The 19718-nt window shown below is 35.9% G+C and carries 22 protein-coding genes; 14 read left to right on the top strand and 8 right to left on the bottom strand.

The genetic code is table 11. The features are described from left to right. Nucleotides 1–33: 33 nt before the first annotated feature. Both EGH73_RS01040 and gldD read right to left on the bottom strand, forming a co-directional pair. Nucleotides 34–954, bottom strand: a complete 921-nt coding sequence (locus tag EGH73_RS01040) for a PfkB family carbohydrate kinase (RefSeq protein ID WP_123280283.1) — start codon at nucleotides 952–954, stop codon at nucleotides 34–36. A 103-nt stretch (nucleotides 955–1057) separates the two neighbouring features. Beyond that, entirely contained in the window at nucleotides 1058–1615 is a 558-nt protein-coding gene (gldD, locus tag EGH73_RS01035; RefSeq protein WP_123280282.1) for a gliding motility lipoprotein GldD, read from the bottom strand. A 538-nt stretch (nucleotides 1616–2153) separates the two neighbouring features. On the opposite strand from gldD, the gene EGH73_RS01030 reads away from it, so the two are divergent. From EGH73_RS01030 to EGH73_RS01020, 3 genes are all read left to right on the top strand, one after another. Next, complete coding sequence (locus EGH73_RS01030; RefSeq protein ID WP_089770826.1) at nucleotides 2154–3020, top strand: sigma-70 family RNA polymerase sigma factor; 867 nt, start codon at nucleotides 2154–2156, stop codon at nucleotides 3018–3020. A 66-nt stretch (nucleotides 3021–3086) separates the two neighbouring features. After that, nucleotides 3087–3548: a hypothetical protein gene (locus EGH73_RS01025; protein WP_148041666.1), complete on the top strand. Its 462-nt coding sequence runs from the start codon at nucleotides 3087–3089 to the stop codon at nucleotides 3546–3548. After that, nucleotides 3548–4663 carry an FAD-dependent monooxygenase gene (locus tag EGH73_RS01020; protein ID WP_123280280.1) on the top strand — a complete coding sequence of 372 codons (1116 nt, stop codon included), beginning with the start codon at nucleotides 3548–3550 and terminating at the stop codon, nucleotides 4661–4663. Before EGH73_RS01025 ends, EGH73_RS01020 begins: the two co-directional genes overlap by 1 nt. Nucleotides 4664–4665: 2 nt before the next feature. Here EGH73_RS01020 and EGH73_RS01015 read toward each other — a convergent pair whose 3' ends face one another. Beyond that, nucleotides 4666–5214 (bottom strand): DUF1003 domain-containing protein, encoded by a 549-nt coding sequence (locus EGH73_RS01015; RefSeq protein WP_123280279.1) that lies wholly within the window; start codon nucleotides 5212–5214, stop codon nucleotides 4666–4668. A 138-nt stretch (nucleotides 5215–5352) separates the two neighbouring features. Here EGH73_RS01015 and EGH73_RS01010 point away from each other — a divergent pair, with 138 nt between their 5' ends. Next, a complete protein-coding gene (locus EGH73_RS01010) occupies nucleotides 5353–5892 on the top strand; it encodes a nucleotide exchange factor GrpE (RefSeq protein ID WP_123280278.1) in 540 nt (179 codons plus the stop codon). 92 nt (nucleotides 5893–5984) lie between these two features. Further along, nucleotides 5985–7109: a molecular chaperone DnaJ gene (gene dnaJ, locus EGH73_RS01005; protein WP_123280277.1), complete on the top strand. Its 1125-nt coding sequence runs from the start codon at nucleotides 5985–5987 to the stop codon at nucleotides 7107–7109. A 36-nt stretch (nucleotides 7110–7145) separates the two neighbouring features. On the opposite strand, the gene EGH73_RS01000 is transcribed toward dnaJ, so the two are convergent. Further along, on the bottom strand, nucleotides 7146–7793 hold the full coding sequence (locus EGH73_RS01000; protein WP_123280276.1) for a metal-dependent transcriptional regulator: 648 nt from the start codon (nucleotides 7791–7793) through the stop codon (nucleotides 7146–7148). 109 nt (nucleotides 7794–7902) lie between these two features. On the opposite strand from EGH73_RS01000, the gene EGH73_RS00995 reads away from it, so the two are divergent. From EGH73_RS00995 to EGH73_RS00980, 4 genes are all read left to right on the top strand, one after another. After that, nucleotides 7903–8157: a type II toxin-antitoxin system Phd/YefM family antitoxin gene (locus EGH73_RS00995; protein ID WP_123280275.1), complete on the top strand. Its 255-nt coding sequence runs from the start codon at nucleotides 7903–7905 to the stop codon at nucleotides 8155–8157. Beyond that, nucleotides 8157–8414, top strand: a complete 258-nt coding sequence (locus EGH73_RS00990) for a Txe/YoeB family addiction module toxin (RefSeq protein ID WP_123280274.1) — start codon at nucleotides 8157–8159, stop codon at nucleotides 8412–8414. Before EGH73_RS00995 ends, EGH73_RS00990 begins: the two co-directional genes overlap by 1 nt. A gap of 13 nt (nucleotides 8415–8427) precedes the next feature. Beyond that, nucleotides 8428–9459: a threonine aldolase family protein gene (locus EGH73_RS00985; RefSeq protein ID WP_123280310.1), complete on the top strand. Its 1032-nt coding sequence runs from the start codon at nucleotides 8428–8430 to the stop codon at nucleotides 9457–9459. Nucleotides 9460–9598: 139 nt separating this feature from the next. Next, nucleotides 9599–11080: a S41 family peptidase gene (locus EGH73_RS00980; protein WP_184808046.1), complete on the top strand. Its 1482-nt coding sequence runs from the start codon at nucleotides 9599–9601 to the stop codon at nucleotides 11078–11080. Nucleotides 11081–11082: 2 nt separating this feature from the next. Here the strand turns inward: EGH73_RS00980 and EGH73_RS00975 are convergent, their stop codons facing one another. The 3 genes from EGH73_RS00975 to hisS all read right to left on the bottom strand — a co-directional run bounded on the left by EGH73_RS00975 (nucleotide 11083) and on the right by hisS (nucleotide 14624). Beyond that, the gene (locus tag EGH73_RS00975) at nucleotides 11083–11982 is read right to left on the bottom strand and encodes a TIGR01777 family oxidoreductase (protein WP_184808045.1); all 900 of its coding nucleotides are present in this window, start codon (nucleotides 11980–11982) and stop codon (nucleotides 11083–11085) included. A gap of 75 nt (nucleotides 11983–12057) precedes the next feature. Continuing rightward, nucleotides 12058–12882: a CvfB family protein gene (locus tag EGH73_RS00970; protein ID WP_123280271.1), complete on the bottom strand. Its 825-nt coding sequence runs from the start codon at nucleotides 12880–12882 to the stop codon at nucleotides 12058–12060. 392 nt (nucleotides 12883–13274) lie between these two features. After that, on the bottom strand, nucleotides 13275–14624 hold the full coding sequence (hisS, locus tag EGH73_RS00965) for a histidine--tRNA ligase (protein WP_123280270.1): 1350 nt from the start codon (nucleotides 14622–14624) through the stop codon (nucleotides 13275–13277). 160 nt (nucleotides 14625–14784) lie between these two features. On the opposite strand from hisS, the gene EGH73_RS00960 reads away from it, so the two are divergent. Next, nucleotides 14785–15399 (top strand): alpha-ketoglutarate-dependent dioxygenase AlkB family protein, encoded by a 615-nt coding sequence (locus EGH73_RS00960; protein ID WP_123280269.1) that lies wholly within the window; start codon nucleotides 14785–14787, stop codon nucleotides 15397–15399. Here EGH73_RS00960 and EGH73_RS00955 read toward each other — a convergent pair. Beyond that, on the bottom strand, nucleotides 15392–16543 hold the full coding sequence (locus tag EGH73_RS00955; protein ID WP_123280268.1) for an MFS transporter: 1152 nt from the start codon (nucleotides 16541–16543) through the stop codon (nucleotides 15392–15394). The two genes, EGH73_RS00960 and EGH73_RS00955, sit on opposite strands and share 8 nt — an antisense overlap. Nucleotides 16544–16882: 339 nt before the next feature. On the opposite strand from EGH73_RS00955, the gene yidD reads away from it, so the two are divergent. The 4 genes from yidD to EGH73_RS00935 all read left to right on the top strand — a co-directional run bounded on the left by yidD (nucleotide 16883) and on the right by EGH73_RS00935 (nucleotide 19704). Continuing rightward, complete coding sequence (yidD, locus tag EGH73_RS00950) at nucleotides 16883–17119, top strand: membrane protein insertion efficiency factor YidD (protein ID WP_123280309.1); 237 nt, start codon at nucleotides 16883–16885, stop codon at nucleotides 17117–17119. Between the two features lie 441 nt (nucleotides 17120–17560). Continuing rightward, nucleotides 17561–18403, top strand: coding sequence for a prolipoprotein diacylglyceryl transferase (gene lgt / locus EGH73_RS00945; RefSeq protein WP_317124628.1), 843 nt, complete (start codon nucleotides 17561–17563; stop codon nucleotides 18401–18403). A gap of 85 nt (nucleotides 18404–18488) precedes the next feature. Then, the gene (locus EGH73_RS00940; RefSeq protein WP_089771098.1) at nucleotides 18489–18956 is read left to right on the top strand and encodes a serine hydrolase domain-containing protein; all 468 of its coding nucleotides are present in this window, start codon (nucleotides 18489–18491) and stop codon (nucleotides 18954–18956) included. After that, the gene (locus EGH73_RS00935; protein ID WP_089771099.1) at nucleotides 18910–19704 is read left to right on the top strand and encodes a serine hydrolase domain-containing protein; all 795 of its coding nucleotides are present in this window, start codon (nucleotides 18910–18912) and stop codon (nucleotides 19702–19704) included. The genes EGH73_RS00940 and EGH73_RS00935 overlap by 47 nt, the downstream gene beginning before the upstream one ends. The last annotated feature ends 14 nt before the right edge of the window (nucleotides 19705–19718 follow it).

The following is a 19718-nucleotide window of genomic DNA, read 5'->3' as shown; positions in this document are numbered from 1 at the left end:
TTTTTGAGTGATAAATTTCTGTAAGGTTAAATGTTATATAGCAGATTCAAAAGAAGTCAGCTCACGGAACTGCAAGATTCTTTCACTTAGCTCCTGTTTTGTAACGTGCTGAATTCTCTCGGTCCCGAATTTTTCTACAGTGAAAGAAGCCATTGCGCTACCAACTATAATAGCAGTTTTCATACTTTCAAAGCTGAAATCACCTTTCTTAGTTAGGTAGGAAGCGAATCCACCAGCAAAAGTATCGCCAGCTCCAGTAGGATCAAAAACCTCTTCTAAAGGCAATGCCGGAATTGCAAATACTTTTCCTTCGTGGAATAATAATGCTCCGTGCTCTCCTTTTTTTATAATCACAAACTTAGGACCCATTTCGTGGATTTTCTTTGCCGCCTTTACCAGAGAATATTCTCCGGAAAGTTGTCTTGCTTCTTCGTCATTAATGGTAATTACGTCTGTTTTAGCGATAACTTTCATCAGATTATCCCAGGCAATATCCATCCAAAAATTCATCGTATCAAGAATAACCAATTTTGGCTGCGTTGTCATCCTTTCCAAAACCGAAAGCTGAACCACAGGATCAAGATTTCCGAATAACAGAACATCAGCATCAGCAGAATGTTCAGGAACTTTTGGGTCAAAATCTGCCAAAACGTTTAGTTCTGTCACCAAAGTATCTCTGGAGTTAAGATCATTATGATATTTCCCACTCCAGAAAAAGGTCTTACCATCTTTCACCATTTCTACGCCATCTACATTGATATTTTTAGAAGTCATCATATCCAAATATTCCTGAGGAAAATCGCCGCCAATGACCGACACTAAACTCACTTCAGTTTCCAAAGCAGAAGCCGCCAAGCCAATAAAAGTGGCTGCACCTCCAAGAATTTTATCCGTTTTTCCAAATGGTGTTTCAATGGCATCAAATGCTACAGTTCCTACTGCTAATAATTTCATTTTTATTTGTTTTTGTCCGATGTCCGATGATGGATGTCGGAAGTATTAATATTTTATAATTTTATTTTGCGAAGTGAAAGTCTTCTTAACTCTGACTTCTAACTTATTTTTTCCACTCAAAAGAATCTATAAGGTGCAAAAGATCCTTTTTTACATAATCTATAGCTGGTGCAAGTGAGTCTGGGCGCGGACGGGAATTGAAATAGAGGTTACCCGTTACAAAATGTCTTGTACTGTCTGTAACAAAAAACTGGATATTTGATGCGGTTTGACCTTTCAGCTCATAGAAATTACCGTAAACTTTCTTTTCCGGATATTGGAAAGACTTGGTATCAATGGAACTTGCTTTTATAGTATGTTCATAAACCATTTTTTCTACTTCCCTCACGTGGAGTTGAAAATCATTTTTTATAGGGAAATATGTAATGAAAACTTTGGCCTTCATTTTGGGATAATTGATATAATACCAGCAATTTTCCTTAGCATTTTCTACTCTGGAAAAATCCGAATAATCAAAAGAATAATTACAAGGTGAGTCGAATCTAAGATATTTTGGGTTTGGGTATTCCAGTCGCAGATCTCCTTTTGGCTTTGGAATAGGTTCCTTACCACAAGAAAACAAGGTTAATCCAATTAAAATTCGGCACAGATTTTTTAACATCCGGCAAAAATAACAATTACAATTGATACTAAGAATTTTGATTCCCAAATTTTTGTTAAGAATGATTGATTTACAGAGAAATGTGTGATTTAAGTTTGTATTGATTATTAAATTCCCGTAGATTTGGGAGATTTCGCTGATTATTGTTTATATAATTGGACAAGTCTTCGACTCCGCTCAGACTGACAAAATTTATTATTAAAATTAGCGTTAACGATATCACACTGAGCAGAATCGAAGTGCATTTATAAAGATAATATTTGAAATTGAATTGCACGCAGCCCGACTTGAGCGGAAATCCTTTTTACGAAGCGGAGCGGAGTGAAAAGATTGACTTCGTCGAACCTAACGGTTTGGGAGCGGAAGGCGGATTAAGCTGCCCAAACCTAACAAAGTGGTTCGACTTTGTCAAATTATCTTAATCTGTTTTAAAATGCGTTAAAATTGAAGTTTAATCTGGTGAAATTAAAATATTTGTAACCTTTTTGATGTTCTCATCGTATAATATAATGCAACCTAATAGAATGAGGTTTTTATAATGAGACAATTAAAAATTACAAAACAGGTTACCAACAGGGAAACCGCATCACTAGACAAGTATCTGCAGGAGATTGGAAAAGTTGAATTGATTACCGCTGACGAAGAGGTAGATTTGGCTCAGAGAATCCGTGCCGGAGACAGAGCTGCGCTTGAAAAACTGATCAAAGCTAACTTACGTTTCGTGGTTTCGGTTTCTAAGCAATATCAAAATCAAGGACTTTCTCTTCCCGATTTGATCAACGAAGGAAATCTTGGTCTGATGAAAGCGGCGAAAAGATATGATGAAACAAGAGGTTTCAAATTTATCTCTTATGCGGTTTGGTGGATTCGTCAATCGATTTTGCAGGCTTTGGCTGAGCAGTCGAGAATTGTAAGATTACCTTTGAATAAGATTGGTTCTATCAACAAAATCAACAAAGCTTATGCTCACCTAGAGCAAGAAAACGAAAGACCACCTTCTCCGGAAGAATTGGCAGAAGTTCTGGATATGAGCGAGGAAGACATCAAGGAATCTATGAAAAACAGTGGCCGTCACCTTTCTATGGATGCGCCGCTTGTGGAAGGTGAAGATTCTAACCTTTATGACGTTTTGCGTTCGGGAGAATCTCCAAGTCCTGATAAAGATTTGATGTTGGAATCTCTACAAATCGAAATTGAAAGAGCACTTTGCACGTTGACGCCTAGAGAAGCAGATTTGGTAAGATTATATTTCGGTTTAAACGGAAAACATCCAATGACTTTGGAGGAAATCGGGGAAACTTTTGACCTAACGAGAGAAAGAGTTAGACAAATTAAGGAAAAAGCCATCAAAAGATTGAAACACAACTCCAGAAGTAAGATTTTGAAATCTTATCTTGGTAAATAAAATTTTCATTCTTGGAATGATATGAAAGCAAGACTTTTTGGTCTTGCTTTTTTTATATTTTTGAATATGATTGAAATTAAAAAATTCAAATTTGTTTCTAATTTAGATTTTGTTTGCCAAAGTTTAAAGGATAAAGGAATATTGTTCGAAGCCGATTGGGAAAACAACATTCTTTATTGTGAGGAAAAAGACAAGCAAAATGTTTTTGAATTTATAAACAGTTTAAATCTAGACGAAAATGAAGTCGAAGTTGACGAATCTGTAATTGCAGGTTACAAAGAATGGGATAAGAATATGTATAATCCAGGACATTTTACAGGAGGACATATGCCTTTTTTCGACAAAGAAAAAAACAATTATGCGCTTTATGGATGGATAACAATTATGTCAGGAATAATTTGTCTTATTGAAATTGTTAATGCAAAAGAATTTAGAAAATCCGTATTTTGGTTTGATGTAATGATTACTATTCTGATAAGTTTTTCTTTTTTCTACCAACACTACAAATTTAAGAAAACTAGAAAATAATGAATTCAATCTCAATCATCGGTGGCGGAATTGGCGGTTTGACTTTAGGTAATGTTCTAAAGCAACAAAACATCGATTTCAAAATCTATGAAAGTGCGCCGGAAATAAAAACGGTTGGAGCGGGAATTGCAATGGCTGGAAATGCAATGCAAATTTTTGATAAACTCGGATTGAAAGAAAAAATCGAGAATGCCGGAACCAAAATGCACGCTTTGATCATAACTGATGAAAAACTGAAAACCATTTCGAAAACGGATGTTTTGAAATTGGGAAACAAATACAAAGTTTGCAACATTGCCATTCACAGAGCAGATTTACAAAAAATTCTCAGTGAAAATATTTCGGAACATATCATTCTTAATAAACGACTTTCGACAATTGAGAAAAAAGAAAACTATCATTTAACTTTTGAAGATAAAACAGAAATCGAAAGCGAAATTGTTTTTGGAGCAGATGGCGTAAAATCTTTGGTTCGAAATCAAATTCTAAAATCCGGAGAAATCCGAAATGCTGGTCAAAAATGCTGGCGCGGAATTCTACAAACCGAAATCCCAGAAAAATACAGCCACAACGCTTACGAAATGTGGGGAAAAGGGAAACGTTTCGGCTTTGTAAAACTTTCTGAAAATATTTTATATTGGTACGCTTTGGTGAATGAGAAATTCTATTCTGATGATATTGATTTGTTGGAAACGTTTCGGGAATTTCATCCTGATATTTTGGAAATGATTGCTGAAACTGCGAAACAAAATATTATCCTAAATGACATTATCGACATCCAACCGATGGACAGTTGGTGTACAGAAAATCTTTGTCTGATTGGTGATGCTGCCCACGCCATGACGCCCAATATGGGACAAGGCGGTTGCCAAGCGGTAGAAGATGCCTATGTGATTGCAAAATTATCAGAAAGTGAAAAAGACTGGAACATAGTTTTTTCTCAATTTGAAAAAATCCGAAAGAAGAAAGTTCATCACATTGTGAAAACAAGCTGGACTTTAGGAAAGATTGCGCAATGGGAGAATTTTACAAGCTTCAGGAATACGATTTTCAGACGGATACCGGAATCTGTCAATCAGAAACAAATGGAGAAAATTCTTAAACTGGAACTGTAGAATTATTGCTCAACTTCTTTCTTAAGGCTTTCTATTAGATTTTCCAGCTCAGCAATTTTATCTTTCAGGTTTTTGATATCATTTTTATTACTTGTCACTTTGCTTTTCAGCATTACCGTTCTGGCACGCTCGCTGTGGTCTTCATCATCTTCATCTTCACTGATTTCCTCAACATCTTCCTGAATTTCGTCAATATCTTCTTGGATTTCTTCTACATCTTCCTGAATTTCTTCAATATCTTCCTGAATCTCATCAATATCTTCTTGGATCTCATTGACATCTTCTTTCAAATCCTCAATATGTTCAGAACTTTTATTCACAGACATCTGAATAAAAATGGCCAGATAGATCGCCTCCAGAGAAACGACAGTGGTAAGAACCAGCAACATATGCTCAAATTCAACAATATTGAAAATAGGCAATGCAAAGCAAATAATGAAAAAAATAGTATGGAAAACCAGCGACTGAATAGAACCTACCCACCAAATGATTCCGTTGGCTACTTTTTCTAATGCAGATAGTTTTTTATCATTCTCTTTCGTCAGTCTCATTCCTATAATTTTGATAAAAATACAGTTTTTTATACGAAATGTCAAAATTTACGCTTAATGATAAAAAATTCTGCCTAATTGTCAATGGTAAAGCATTGGCAGAAAAATTGAGAAACAGAAGATATAAAATTATCAATAATGGACGAAAATAAAGATATACACGAAGAAAATCTGGACACGAACTCACAGAACACTGAAAACACGGAACAGGAAAATCAGGAAAATGTGTCACAAAAGCCTACTGCAGAAGAACTTTTGGCAGAAGAAAAAGACAGATATATCCGTTTATATGCAGAGTTTGAAAATTACAAAAAAAGAACTCTGAAAGAAAAAAATGAATTTTACCTTTATGCTTCAAAAGATCTGATGACTTCTATGTTAGGCATTTTGGACGATTTTGAAAGAGCTTTGAAAGAGATCGCTAAAAACGGAAACGAATCCGACCTGAAAGGCGTAGAGTTGATTTATCAGAAATTCAGAAACAAATTGATAGAGAAAGGTCTTAAACCAATTGATGTGAATGTTGGAGACGATTTTAATGTAGATTTTCACGAGGCTATTACGCAGATTCCTTCACCAACTCCAGAATTGAAGGGCAAGATTGTAGATGTGATAGAAACCGGTTATCAGCTTCACGACAAAGTCATTCGTTTTGCTAAAGTAGTAACCGGAAAGTAAACATTATGAATGTTAAGAAATAATTATTAAATGATTTTTTCATTTTAAATATTCATTACCATTCCTCAACTATCAATGATTAATTACGAATTATGTCAAAACGCGATTATTACGAAGTTTTAGAAATATCCAAATCGGCCAGCGTAGAAGAAATCAAGAAAGCCTACAGAAAAATGGCAATCAAATATCACCCGGATAAAAATCCTGGCGATAAGGAAGCAGAAGAAAAATTTAAAGAAGCGGCAGAAGCCTATGAAGTGCTGAGCGACGATAACAAGAAAGCCAGGTATGACCAGTTCGGACACGCCGGAATGGGCGGTGCAGCTGGCGGTGGTGGATTTGGCGGCTTTGGCGGCGGAATGAATATGGAAGACATTTTCAGTCAGTTTGGCGATATTTTCGGCGGACATTTCAATGGCGGATTTGGCGGTGGTCAGAGACAGCAGCAGGCACGTGGTTCCAATCTGAGAATCCGCATCAAGTTGAATCTTGAAGAGATGATCAACGGAACTCAGAAAACCGTTAAGGTCAAGAAGATGAAACTGGCTGCTGGTGTTACTTCTAAAACTTGTCCTACATGTGGCGGAAGTGGTGTTCAAGTCAAAGTTATGAATACGATGTTCGGACAGATGCAGACGCAAACCACTTGTGGAACATGTCAAGGTATCGGAAAAGTGGCAGACAAAATCCCTTCCGGAGCCAATGCACAAGGTTTAGTGAAAGAAGAAGAAGAAATCACCATCAATATTCCGGCAGGTGCCAGAGACGGCATCCAGCTTAATGTTAGAGGAAAAGGAAATGATGCGCCTTTGGGCGGAACACCTGGCGACCTTTTGGTAGTGGTGGAGGAAGAAGTAGATAAAGCAATCAAGCGCGAGGGCGATAATCTACATCAGGAACTGTATATATCTTTTGCCGAAGCGGCTCTAGGAACCACAAAGGAAATTAATGTAGTAGGCGGAAAGGTCAAAATCAAGATTGATGAAGGAACACAATCCGGTAAAATCCTGAGATTGGCTGGCAAAGGTCTTCCAAATATTGAAGGTTATGGTGGAAAAGGTGATATGTTTGTTCATATCAATGTCTGGACACCACAAAAACTGACCAAAGAGCAGAAAGAATTTTTCCAGAGCCAGTTGGAAAACGGCGATATGAATGCCGAACCAACAGGAAAAGAAAAGACATTCTTCGAGAAAGTGAAGGATATGTTCAATTAAGCATAAACAAAAGAGACTTGATTTTAAGTCTCTTTTTTATTTTACTAACAACCTGTCACAGACCGTTTTACTAAAATTCTCTTCCTGACCATTGTATGAAACCTTTATTGAGTGGTCAAAATCTTCCTTTTGCAGAACTTTGATTTCAGTTCCTAGACTTAGATTTCTTTTATTAAGAAAGCTGAGAAATTCTTCCGAAGAAGTAGTTACAGACGCCAGTTCCACTATTTCATTTTCCTGACATTTACTCAGTTTTTTAAAATCGGGCTGGATTACATTACCATCTTTGTCCGGAATAGGTTCACCGTGCGGATCCACTTTCGGGTAATTGAGGATTTCGTCCATTTTATCAAAAAACACTTCGGAATGAATGTGTTCTAACTGTTCTGCAATTTCGTGGACATTTTCCCAACCAAAACCCATCTTTTCTACCAGAAACATCTCTGTCAATCGGTGTTTTCTTACGATGAGCGACGCTTCTTTCTTTCCGGATTCAGTTAGTTTGATAGGTTTATAAGATTCATATTTTACCCATTTTTTATCTGCAAATTTTTTTATCATACTATTCACAGACGGCATTTTGATGTTAAGTTGTCGGCTCAGGTCATTTACAGAAACTTCATCATTATCATTAATAAGATGATAAAGCGCTTTCAGATAATTTTCTTCGGTGAGGGAATTCATAGTTCAAAGATAGGTAAAAGTTAGACAGAATTCAATTTTGAACTAACAAAATTTATTATAAAATTTTGACATATTGTACTTATATTTGTACAAGTTAAAATACAAAATTATGCTTATTGCCAACATATCAGATTTCCGAAAAGACATTAAAACTTATCTTGACAAAGTTTCCAAAAACTTCGAAACATTAATTATTAATCGTGGGAAAGACAACGGTATTGTTGTAATATCTTTGGAAGAATACAATTCTTTGATGGCTACTAACCACGAATTATCCTCTAGGAAAAATGAAACCAGATTAGATTCAGCGATTGATAAGCTGAAGGCAGGCAACACATTTTCTAAAGATTTAATTGAAGGATAATGAAATATGTTTTTGTGGATGAATCTTGGGAAGATTATCTCTATTGGCAAAATACAGATAAGAAAAAACTCAGAAAAATTAATGAATTGCTGAAAGATATCGCCAGAAATCCTTTTGATGGCACGGGAAAACCTGAACCTTTAAAACATAAATATTCGGGTTTTTGGTCAAGAAGAATTGATGACGAACATCGACTGATTTATAAATATGAAGATAATGAAATCCAAATTGCCAAGTGCAGGTTTCATTACGATTAAAAAAGCAGAAATAATGAAGAAATATTCTTTCAAAAACGATTATTCGGAAGGTTGTCATCTTAATATTTTAGAAGCATTAATCAAAACAAATCTTAGTCAGCAAAACGGCTATGGTTACGATGAATATTCAGAAGAGGCCAGAGAATTAATCCAAAAAAAAATGAATCATTACGATGCCGATATTCATTTTGTAAGCGGAGGAACTCAAGCCAACTTGCTTGTTATTTCTTCTATTCTCAGACCACACGAAAGTGTTATTTCTGCGGAAACAGGTCATATTTTCACCAATGAAACCGGCGCTATCGAAGCTACAGGACATAAAGTTCACGGATTGGCAACTTCGGATGGAAAACTAAAACCAGAACATATCCAGTCCGTTTTGGACTTGCATACCAATAAACCACATCAAGTCAAACAAAAATTGGTTTACATCTCCAATTCTACCGAAATAGGAACCATTTACAAAAAGAAAGAATTACAAGAACTGTCTGAATTTTGCAAAACCAATGATTTGTATCTTTTTATGGACGGTGCGAGATTAGGACAAGCTCTGACTTCAGAAATCAATGATTTGACTTTGGAAGATATCGCCAACTTGACGGACGTTTTTTACCTCGGAGGCACAAAGAATGGAGCACTTTTGGGCGAAGCGATTATCATTACCAATAAAAAACTCAAAGAAGAATTTGGATTTCATATCAAGCAGAAAGGCGCAATGCTGGCAAAAGGAAGACTGCTGGGCATTCAGTTTTCGGAACTGATGAAGAATGAACTGTATTTTGACCTAGCAAAACATTCCAACGTTCAGGCAATGAAAATCAAATCTGCATTTCAGAAAAAAGGTTTTCAATTCTTGTCAGAAACATTTACCAATCAGATTTTCCCGATTCTCAGCAACTCCCAAATCGAAAAGTTAGCTGAAAATTTTGATTTTTACATCTGGAAAAAAGTAAATGAAGAGCGTTCTGCTATTCGAATCATTACATCCTGGGCAACGCCGGATCAAATCGTAGATGATTTTATAATTAATATTGATCAGCTGTAAATATTATATTCTTTTTAATACGGCATTATAGGATACTTAACTTTCCGAAAAAAGCTAATTTTTTGAAAGTATGAAATCTGTTTTATTGTTTTTTTTATTGTTGTTTGTACTCTCCTGCAATTCTGTAAGGCAAAATAATTTGTTTTTACAAAAGAAAATACCAGCTTCCGAACTAAGAGAAGATGTAGACTTTACGTACAAAAAGCTTAAGAGATTTCACCCTAATCTTTATTGGTACATTTCCAAGCCACAGCTGGACAAAAAATTTGACAGCCTGAAACAAATCATAACCGAACCACTGACTCCTAATCAATTTTACCTAAAATTATCTCCTGCAATTGCAAGCATTAAGGAAGGACATCTCCAGCTGAGACCTGTGCCAAGACAATATTCAAAGTCTGAGCAAAAAGAACTGAAGACAAAAAAACCTCTTTTCGCAATGATGGACTATAAAATTATTGACAACAGAATGTTTGTGACTGATAACAAACAGAATTTTGGAAATATAAAACCTGGCACCGAAATCCTTACAATCAACAACGAAAATATTTCTGATCTTACGGAACGCTACAGAAGACTTTTTAGCTCGGACGGTTACAACAAAACCTTTCAGAAATATTTTATAAATCTAACATTTTTCAATTATTATACGCTGGAAAACGGGTTTCTAGACAGTGCAAAACTTCTTACCAAATTGGATAATAAAGTATCTGAGATTATTATAAGGAGGCAGAAAAAAACGGAGCAGGAACTTACAAAGGAAAAAGTACAACCCAAGGTAACCTCTTTTCAGAAAATACAGGATTATGATTTTGACTCCAAAAGCTATAACAGAAGTCTGAAATTCCTATCAAGTGACAGCAGTATTGCCTATATCAAAATAAAAACATTTTCTGCAACACTTTCCAAAGCATTTTATTCAGAGTCATTTTCAAAGATCAAAAAAGCAGGTTCGGCATATCTAATTCTGGATATTCGGGATAATCTTGGAGGGTCGCTTTCCGAAATCAACACACTGTATTCATACCTCTCAGATAAAAAATTCACCTTGATAAAAGTTCCTGAGATGACTTCCAAAACATCTGGAATGCATCAGAATTATTTCCGGGGACAAACTGTTTTTTCATCCATCTTTACGGCAATTGGCTACCCGTTTTTTCTGGCTGGGAATTATCTTATGTCATCTAAAAAAGAGCATCATTATTATTTCAGAGAGTTTGTATCAAGACCAACAAGACCAAAAACAAATGCTTTCCAAGGAAAAATCTATGTGTTGGTAAATGGTGCCAGCTTTTCTGCATCATCCATCATTTCGGCAAAGTTAAAATACGAGAAAAGAGCCACAATAGTGGGCGAAGAAACCGGCGGTGCCAATGATGGTACAGTCTCAGGTGTGAATAATACCGTAACTTTGCCTAACTCAAAATTAACATTACCAATCGGGCTATTTCTTATACGTCCCAATATTCAATTTGAAAATAAAGGATTGGGTGTAATACCTAATTTTTATGTTGATCCTGACTTTGCTAACATCAGATCTTCCGAAGATAAAATTCTTAAATGGGTTTTAGATGATATTGATTTCAGAAAATCTGTCAATGAAAAAATGAACAATCCGTAAATTTATAAGACGTCCGAAAGAGCTTCTTCCAGTGTTTTGTACGCAAACTTGAAACCTGAATTTTGTATTTTATCAGCTGAAATACGGCTACCTTCCAAAGCAATCACGGACATCTCACCAAGCATAGTTCTTATGATAAATTTTGGAACATTGGGTAAAATTATTTTTTTCCCGAGGTGTGAAGCTAGTTTTTTTGTAAAGATTTCATTGTTTACAAATTCCGGTGCAGAAGCGTTATAAGCGCCAGTCATAGAAGCATCTTCTACAGCTTTTAGGTACATATTCACAAGGTCATCAATATGAATCCAGGGAAAATACTGTTTGCCATTTCCTAATACTGCTCCTATGTTATAATCCACCGGTTTTCTTAGAACTTCTAAAGCGCCACCTTTTTCCGAAAGTACAGTGGCCGTACGAACCTGAACTACTCTGCTACCGAGATTTTGAAACTGAATTGCTTTCATTTCCCAGTCTCTACAAACATTGCCTAGAAAATCTTCACCGGGGATATCATTTTCAGAAAAAATATGGTCTGATGTAATTTGTCCGTAAAATCCGACTGCAGATGATGAAATGACAGCCTCTGGATGAATATTTTTTGCCTTCATCTGATCAAAGATAAATTGAGCAGAATCTATTCTGCTGGCATAGATCTCTTTTTTATAGGAATCTGTCCATCTGTTGCTAATGGAAGCACCAGCTAGATGAATAAAAATATATGTTTGTTCCAAAGCACCCTCCTCCAGAAAATTATTTTTATAGTCCCAGAGATAGGATTTAAAATTAGTATTTTCCTTTTTAGACCGTACTAAGATCTCTACATTATAGCCACGTTCATACAGTTTTTGTGACAGTTTTTTTCCAACGAGTCCGGTTGCACCACTGATAAGAATTTTTTTCATCGATTCTGATTTCATTTTTCAAATTCAAAAACGATTCCAACACGACATCAGAAAAGGTGATATTTTGCATAGATATTATAGCAATCTGATTCTGTCTTCCAGAATTTCTATCGCTTTATCTTTATAAAGACTTCCGATAGCTTTTTTGAAATTCTTTTTACTCATCTGCAATTCATCCTTTATCTCATCTGGAGAAGATTTATCGGAAAGATAAAGTAAACCGTAACTGTCATTAAGCTTATCAATGATTTTTTGTTTGAACTCATCTACATTTTCAAAGCCTTCCGGCTGCAAGGTGACATCTATTTTACCATCTTCCCGAATAGCTTTGATGTATCCGTACTCTTCGGAAAGTGGATAAAGTTTTTTAAAAATATCTGATGTGTAGATCAGTCCGATGTATTTTTTATCAATAACAACATTCCACCCTAACTCGGATTCATTCATCATAATAAGATCAACTTTATCACCTTTTTGGAAAGGTAAATGATCGTACTGCGGATTCCTTTTAAATTTTGTAGTTCCTGTAATAAGTCCGCTTGCTTCATCTATATACACATAGACAAGATATCGTTTACCTTCTACAATTTTAGACTTTTGCTGTTTGTATGGGATAAATAGATCTTTTATAATTCCCCAATCCATAAAAGCACCGCTAGGAAGACTTTGGACACATGTCATTACAGCGAATTCGCCAATCTCTGCATTGGCTTTTTCTGTGGTAGCTTTCAGGTTTCCTTCTTCCTGATATACAAAAACATCCACTTCTCGGTCTATATCCCAGGAGTCATCTGCAAAAATTTTCTGAATAAAAGCTTTTTCGCCCTGTTCATCTTTTAAAATGAATCCTGAAGAGATTTTTTCTGATATTTTGAGTCTCTGAGTTTGTCCTGGCTTCATACAGTTTTATTTCCTGCAAAAGTAGATAAACTTTTTTGGTAATTGAATTTTTTATGGAAGATTCTATTGCTAAAATCCTTTTCTAAAACATAACTAAAAAATCTAGATATAAAATTTAATTTTTTTTTAAAATTGCTATTTCTAAAGATTCTTTTGAAGAACGATGCTACAAAGTAATTTCTACAGAATATTTTGTGGTTACTTAAAAGAAAAACATCTCAAAAAACCGGAAATTTCCAGGAAAAAAAATCAAAATACTCAAAAAAACATCCTATCAGAAATTTATTAAAATGAAAAAGTTATTACGACTTATAAGTTAGAGTAGGACGTATCAACTTGCTCGAAATTGATAAGATAAAGTGCTATCAGCAAACTAAACCGTTTTCTAGTTATTAATCCAGAAACGCCTCAATCTTCATTGTTTTTTGTTCGCCTGATAAAAGATTTTTCACCGTCACACTTTGATTGTTAATCTCTTCCAACCCCATAAAAACTAGATTTTCGATGCCTTTTTTCTCGGCATAACTAAATTGCTTTTTTAGTTTGGAAGATTCTGGATATAATTCTGCAGCGATATTCCTCTGTCTCAGTTTAGAAATCAGCTTCAAAGCTTCTATGGATTCTGCCTCGCCATAGTTGGCAAAAAGATATTTGACATTCTTTTCAGAATCTTCTGGAAAAATGCCTAACTCTTCCATAACAAGATAAATCCTGTCCAGTCCGAAAGAAATCCCGATTCCAGGAATATCCTTAACGCCGAAAACTTCCGTCAGATTATCATAACGGCCACCACCACCAATGGAACCCATAGCAACTTCATCAGCCTTAACCTCAAAAATAGCACCTGTGTAATAATCTAGACCTCTAGCTAAAGTGATATCAAAAACTAAGTTTTGAGCGTCAATTCCGAGATTCAGAGCATTGCTAATCACGAATTCCAGTTCTTCTACACCTTTCAAGCCGATTTCGTTGCCTACGAATTTTTCTTTTAGATTAAGAAGGTTTTCCAATGCGTCGTCTGATTGACTGAAAAGAAAATCCAATTTGGAGATCGCTTCCTCAGAAATACCTTTTTCCAGCATTTCTTTGGTGACTCCATCTTTTCCGATTTTATCTAATTTATCAAGAGCAACGGTAAAATCAATCAATTGGTTTGCAATTCCTGCATATTCGGCTAATCCCGAAAGAATTTTTCTGTTGTTGATGTGAATCGAAACCGATAATTTTAAGTCCTGAAATGATTTAAAATATAACTGTAACAATTCCACCTCTTGCCAAAGGCTTGTACTTCCCACCACATCTGCATCACATTGGTAAAACTCTCGGAACCTTCCTTTCTGAGGTCTGTCTGCTCTCCAAACTGGCTGAATCTGGTAGCGCTTAAAAGGAAAAGCCAATTGTCCGTGATTCATTGCGACAAAGCGAGCAAATGGAACAGTCAAATCGTATCGAAGTGCTTTTTCGGAAATTTGGGAAATCAGTTTTTGAGAATTTTTATTAGTCCAGTCATCTTCATTAGTTTTTGAAGCGTAATCGCCTGAATTGAGAATTTTAAAAATCAACCGATCACCTTCTTCGCCGTATTTTCCAGTCAAAGTTGAAAGATTTTCAAAACTAGGTGTTTCCAACGGCTGGAAACCAAATAATTCAAAATTCTTTTGTAAAGTATTGATGATATATTTTCTTCTCGAAACTTCTTTCGATGTAAAATCTCTTGTTCCTTTTGCTAAGCTCGGCTTCATTATGTAAAACGATAATTGGTGATTGAATAATAAATCGATTGCAAAAATAAGAATTAAACGATAAGAAATAAGGATCCTAAGACTAAAAACTATTGTGATGATTACTATTTATGAACTTAGTTGTATTTTAGAACCATAAATAATTAGACAAAAAGATATTATGAGCCTTTTTGACGACCATTTCGATATCATTGAAAATATTCTGCCTTACGATGGCGTGACTTCCTACTACGGAAAAATCTTTTCTGAAGAGGAAGCGAACGGTTATTTTGACAAATTAATGACCGAAGTTGAATGGAAAAGTGATGAAGCGGTCATCTTTGGAAAACTGATTGAAACCAAACGGAAAGTAGCCTGGTACGGAAGTGAATCTTTCAGCTATACCTATTCCGGAAGAACAAAAACTGCTTTGCCGTGGAACAAAACACTATTGGAAATCAAAGGAAAAATTGAAAGTATCAGCGGCGAAACATTTAATTCTTGCTTATTAAATCTTTATCACAATGGTTCCGAAGGAATGGCATATCACAGCGATGGCGAAAAGGATCTGAAAGATAATGGTGCCATCAGTTCGTTGAGTTTTGGTGCGGAACGAAAATTTAATTTCAAACATAAAACTACGAAGGAATTGGTTTCACTGATTCTTGAAAACGGAAGCCTGCTGATGATGAAAGATGTCACTCAAAAATTCTGGCTTCACAGATTACCAACTACCACAAAAATCATCAAACCAAGAATTAGTCTGACTTTTCGCACAATTGATAAATCTAAATAACCGGTTTATATTTTTTCATAAAAGCCAGACATAGAAATAATCCAATCCCTGCCAAACCTGCACCAACCAAAGAAGGATAACTATAAGACAAACCAAATTCCAAAGGCAAACCTCCAAAAAAGGCTCCAAGCGAATTCCCGATGTTGAATGCCGCCTGCATAAAAGCAGCAGCCATCATTTCCGAGTTTTTGGCAGAACGCAACATCATAATATTGACCGGCGTTCCCACAGCCATAGACAAAGCACCACAGACAAAAGTCAGAACTAGTGACACGGACTGGTTTTCAGAAAAGAAGAAAACACCAATCAAGGCCAGAATCATTGCAGTGAGCAAAATTGCCGCAGCCAATGCCGGTCGCATTTTGTCAGCCATTACACCTCCAAGGAAATTTCCGATTACCATCCCAGCACCAGCTAAAACCATAATGTACGCAATAAAATCTTTATCGAATCTGGAAACAGTGGTCATCAATGGTGTGATATAACTGAACCACGCAAATAAACCTCCAAAACCAATTCCGGTAATGGCGATGATATGCCACGCTTTTGCAGATTTAAAAAATTCCAGTTCGTCCTTCAGTGTGGTAGTTCTAAGGCTGTCCATATAAGGTAAAAGGAATTTCAGACTAATCAGCGTCAATAGTCCTAAAACAGAAACGACGCCAAATGCATAACGCCAGCTCATCTGATGCCCCAACCAGGTGACAAATGGAACCATTGCGAGATTGGCTAGTGTAAGTCCGGTAAACATCATTGCGATACTTTGTGCCTGTTTTCCTGGTTTTGCCAGTCTAGTTGCCACTACAGTCCCTACGCCGAAAAATGCACCATGCGGCAGTCCCGAAAGAAATCTGACAATCATCATTGTGTAATAATCATTGACCAATGCGGATAATCCGTTGAAAATCACAAAGGCAATCATTAGGTAAGACAGAATTTTCTTCGGCGGATATTTCGCAGCAAAGGCAATTAAAATCGGTGCTCCAACAACAACGCCGAAAGCATAGGATGATATCAAATGTCCGGCTTGTGGAATTGATATATTCAGTGATTTTGCAACATCTGGCAATAATCCCATTATCACAAATTCCGTAGTTCCAATACCTAACGCGCCCAAAGCCAGCGGAAAAATCCTCCTATCCATTTTGCAAAATTCCTGATTTTCACTTAGAAATTCAAATTTCTGGCTTTAAGGTAAGACTAAATTAAACTTTTGTTTAAATTCAATTAACATTACATTTCAAAAAAAATGAATTCCACACATCGCAGGCTGAGTGGAGCTCTTTTTCCAGAGCGCAAATCTTAAAAGTTTTAGAGTATTGCGCACGTTAGCTTCCTCATCTGAAAAAAAGTGGAATCGCTGCTACAAGCTCAGCATACATAGGACGGATAAGGTGTTCAAAACATAAGTTAAATGTTATTGTTGGTTAAAGTTGATTTGGTATTTGATTTTTCTGCTATTTTTGTATCAGTAAATCTAAAAATGCTGAACAGGATTCTGACTTATCCATTTGTGGTACTGATAAAGTTCTATCAATTTTTCATCTCGCCTTGGCTGGGGAAAAACTGCAGATACGAACCAACCTGCTCACATTATACTTTGGAGGCACTAAAAGTTCACGGCCTTTTCAAGGGAAGCTGGCTCGCCCTTAAAAGAATTGGCAGCTGCCATCCTTGGGGTGGTGAAGGTTATGATCCTGTACCACCTAAAAAACACTAAAATCAATTATCAATGAACAATATCTTTCTTAGATTTTTTCTAATTCTTTTTGCTGGAGTTTTTCAGCTTTTTTCTTCGCAAATCAGTGCAAACGATTTATCTGCGGGAACGTTAAAGGTTAATAACAGTGAAAGCATACCTGTTAAAATCTTTGCATCCCAGAGAACAGATGAACTTGCTAATCAAGCTTTTAAAAACATTTCAAACGAATTAATTATCTTGAACGAAGATAATATAAAACCGGAATCTGCGGAACATTTGGCTAGCATTCAGGATATTTTAGAAACTTTTAAGGTTAATAAATTCCAGTTTCTGGATAAAAATTTCAAACCGCAGGAACCTGTTTTCGAGCAGAAAAACATAGAAAATTTCAAATATTTACTGAAGTCTGATAAAGTTCTGAAACCAACTGATAATACTGAACTGGAAACAGAATTCAAAATCTGGAATCCCAAGAAAGGTATTTCTCTTGGTCCTGTGATGTTGCATTTTTATAGTTTGATGTTCATTTTTGCATTTGGATTGGGCTATGTGATAATGGCAAAAATTTTTAAAATTGATAACGTGGATGAGAAATTTCTTGAACCTCTATTCACGTGGACTTTAATCGGGACAATTCTTGGCGCAAGGTTGGGTCACGTTATTTTTTATCAGCCAGAACTGTTCAGAGAAGATTTCCTGAGCGTATTTCTGCCAATCAGTACAAGAGGCGGATTGCATTTTACAGGATTTTCCGGTCTGGCTAGCCACGGTGCCACAATTGCATTGATTTTTACAACACTCTATTACAGTTTTAAAATCATTAAGAAAAATCCTTTTTGGGTCTATGACAGAATCGGGATTGTAGTGGCTTTGGGCGGTGCATTTGTGAGAATAGGTAATTTTTTCAATTCGGAAATCATTGGCAAACCAGTTGATCCAAGTTCACCATTTGCGATTCTTTTCCCACAGCAGAGTTCGGAATATGGTGTAACTATTCCGCGTTACCCTAGCCAGCTTTTCGAGGCGGTGGGTTACTTTTGTTTGTTCGTCCTTTTATGGTTTCTTTACAGAAAAACTGACAAAAAATATCAGCAGGGCTGGTTATTCGGATTGTTCTTTATTATTCTATGGGCGGTAAGATTCTTTGTAGAATTTCTGAAAGAGCCACAAGGCGATGAATTCATCCAATTTGCAGGGCTTAATACGGGTCAGGTTCTCAGCATTCCGTTTATGATCTCAGGTTTTCTGATTATGATTTATTCTAAGAAATTTAAACTTCCGAAAGAGGAAACAACTGCATAAAATTAAACTCCCAGAATTTGGGAGTTTTTTTATTTTAGCAAAACGTAATGAATTTACTCATCCGATTGTTTTAATTAAAAAGCTAATGAAAAAAATATATTCTTTCATTGTACTATCTCTTGCTCTAATGTCTTGTTCTGTTTCCACAGAAACTAAGAATAACCAATTGGCATTGACCAATGAAATCAATACTATTTATCAACAGAAAAAATTCAATGGATTTACGGTTTCAATTGTTGATGAGGATGGAATTTTATATAAACACGGATTTGGATTTTCCGATGTCGAAAACAATAAAAAATACACAACGGAAACCATTCAGAATATCGGTTCAGTTTCCAAGACATTTGTTGGTATCGCATTGCTGAAAGCTCAGGAATTAGGAAAACTAAATCTTGATGATTCTATTAATAAATATTTGCCATTCAAAGTCTGTAACCCTAATTTTCCAAAAGATAAATTCACGATTCGACAATTGGCGAGCCATACTTCATCGATTACTGATAATGAATATTATTCCTCAAAAAATTTTAAAACCGAATCAGAAACTTAATGGTCTTAAACTGACCTTTGAAGATGAGCAATCTTTTAATCCTGCTGATTCCATAATTTCTCTGCAATCTTATCTGGAAAATGTTCTTAGCGCAAAAGGAAAATGGAATAAAGACAGTTTTACATCTCACAAGCCCGGAACCATTTATGAATATTCCAATGTAGGAACTGCGCTTGCAGCTTTTATCGTGGAACAGGCGACAGGAGAATCCTTCAATCAATTCACAGGAAAATACATTATGGAACCATTGGAAATGAAAGATTCAGGCTGGAAAACAAAGGATGTTGATGTAAAGAAATATTCCAGGCTTTACGAAAATCCAACAACGCCACTTCCCTATTACGAACTGATTACATATCCGGACGGTGGTTTCATAACTAACGTTACAGATCTCAGCAAATATCTTTCAGAACTTATCAAAGGTTATAATGGCAAAGGGACGATTCTTTCAAAAGAAAGCTATAAGGAATATTTCAAACCGCAGCTTATCGAATCCAATTTCACGGAGAGAAATACCAAAAATCCTTATAACGAATCTTACAACGCAGGGATTTTTATGGGATTTGGTTATACAGGTTACATCGGACATACCGGCGGCGACCCGGGAATAATGTCGATAATGTTCTTTGACCCTAAAACCAGTTTAGGCAGAATTATGATCTTCAACACCAATTTTTCTGACAAGGAAGGAAACAAAGCTTTTTTTGGAATTTGGAATTCTCTGGAAAAACATCAGCACATTAAATAAAAAGAATCCGTCTC

This window comes from Epilithonimonas hominis (assembly GCF_003730015.1).
Lineage (GTDB): Bacteria > Bacteroidota > Bacteroidia > Flavobacteriales > Weeksellaceae > Epilithonimonas > Epilithonimonas hominis.
The sequence above is the reverse complement of the archived record's forward strand: the minus strand, read 5'-3'. Positions and strand labels throughout refer to the sequence as shown.

Bases quoted from the DNA above. Each gene is read 5' to 3' on its own strand.
- EGH73_RS01010 (WP_123280278.1), top strand. From the start codon at position 5,353: ATGGACGAAAATAAAGATATACACGAAGAAAATCTGGACACGAACTCA.
- EGH73_RS00990 (WP_123280274.1), top strand. From the start codon at position 8,157: ATGAAATATGTTTTTGTGGATGAATCTTGGGAAGATTATCTCTATTGG.
- EGH73_RS00935 (WP_089771099.1), top strand. From the start codon at position 18,910: ATGAATATTATTCCTCAAAAAATTTTAAAACCGAATCAGAAACTTAAT.
- EGH73_RS00940 (WP_089771098.1), top strand. From the start codon at position 18,489: ATGAAAAAAATATATTCTTTCATTGTACTATCTCTTGCTCTAATGTCT.
- EGH73_RS01025 (WP_148041666.1), top strand. From the start codon at position 3,087: ATGATTGAAATTAAAAAATTCAAATTTGTTTCTAATTTAGATTTTGTT.
- hisS (WP_123280270.1), bottom strand. From the start codon at position 14,624: ATGAAGCCGAGCTTAGCAAAAGGAACAAGAGATTTTACATCGAAAGAA.
- dnaJ (WP_123280277.1), top strand. From the start codon at position 5,985: ATGTCAAAACGCGATTATTACGAAGTTTTAGAAATATCCAAATCGGCC.
- yidD (WP_123280309.1), top strand. From the start codon at position 16,883: ATGCTGAACAGGATTCTGACTTATCCATTTGTGGTACTGATAAAGTTC.
- EGH73_RS01015 (WP_123280279.1), bottom strand. From the start codon at position 5,214: ATGAGACTGACGAAAGAGAATGATAAAAAACTATCTGCATTAGAAAAA.
- EGH73_RS01040 (WP_123280283.1), bottom strand. From the start codon at position 954: ATGAAATTATTAGCAGTAGGAACTGTAGCATTTGATGCCATTGAAACA.
- EGH73_RS00955 (WP_123280268.1), bottom strand. From the start codon at position 16,543: ATGGATAGGAGGATTTTTCCGCTGGCTTTGGGCGCGTTAGGTATTGGA.
- gldD (WP_123280282.1), bottom strand. From the start codon at position 1,615: ATGTTAAAAAATCTGTGCCGAATTTTAATTGGATTAACCTTGTTTTCT.
- EGH73_RS00995 (WP_123280275.1), top strand. From the start codon at position 7,903: ATGCTTATTGCCAACATATCAGATTTCCGAAAAGACATTAAAACTTAT.
- EGH73_RS00970 (WP_123280271.1), bottom strand. From the start codon at position 12,882: ATGAAGCCAGGACAAACTCAGAGACTCAAAATATCAGAAAAAATCTCT.
- EGH73_RS01000 (WP_123280276.1), bottom strand. From the start codon at position 7,793: ATGAATTCCCTCACCGAAGAAAATTATCTGAAAGCGCTTTATCATCTT.
- EGH73_RS01020 (WP_123280280.1), top strand. From the start codon at position 3,548: ATGAATTCAATCTCAATCATCGGTGGCGGAATTGGCGGTTTGACTTTA.
- EGH73_RS00960 (WP_123280269.1), top strand. From the start codon at position 14,785: ATGAGCCTTTTTGACGACCATTTCGATATCATTGAAAATATTCTGCCT.
- EGH73_RS01030 (WP_089770826.1), top strand. From the start codon at position 2,154: ATGAGACAATTAAAAATTACAAAACAGGTTACCAACAGGGAAACCGCA.
- EGH73_RS00975 (WP_184808045.1), bottom strand. From the start codon at position 11,982: ATGAAAAAAATTCTTATCAGTGGTGCAACCGGACTCGTTGGAAAAAAA.
- EGH73_RS00985 (WP_123280310.1), top strand. From the start codon at position 8,428: ATGAAGAAATATTCTTTCAAAAACGATTATTCGGAAGGTTGTCATCTT.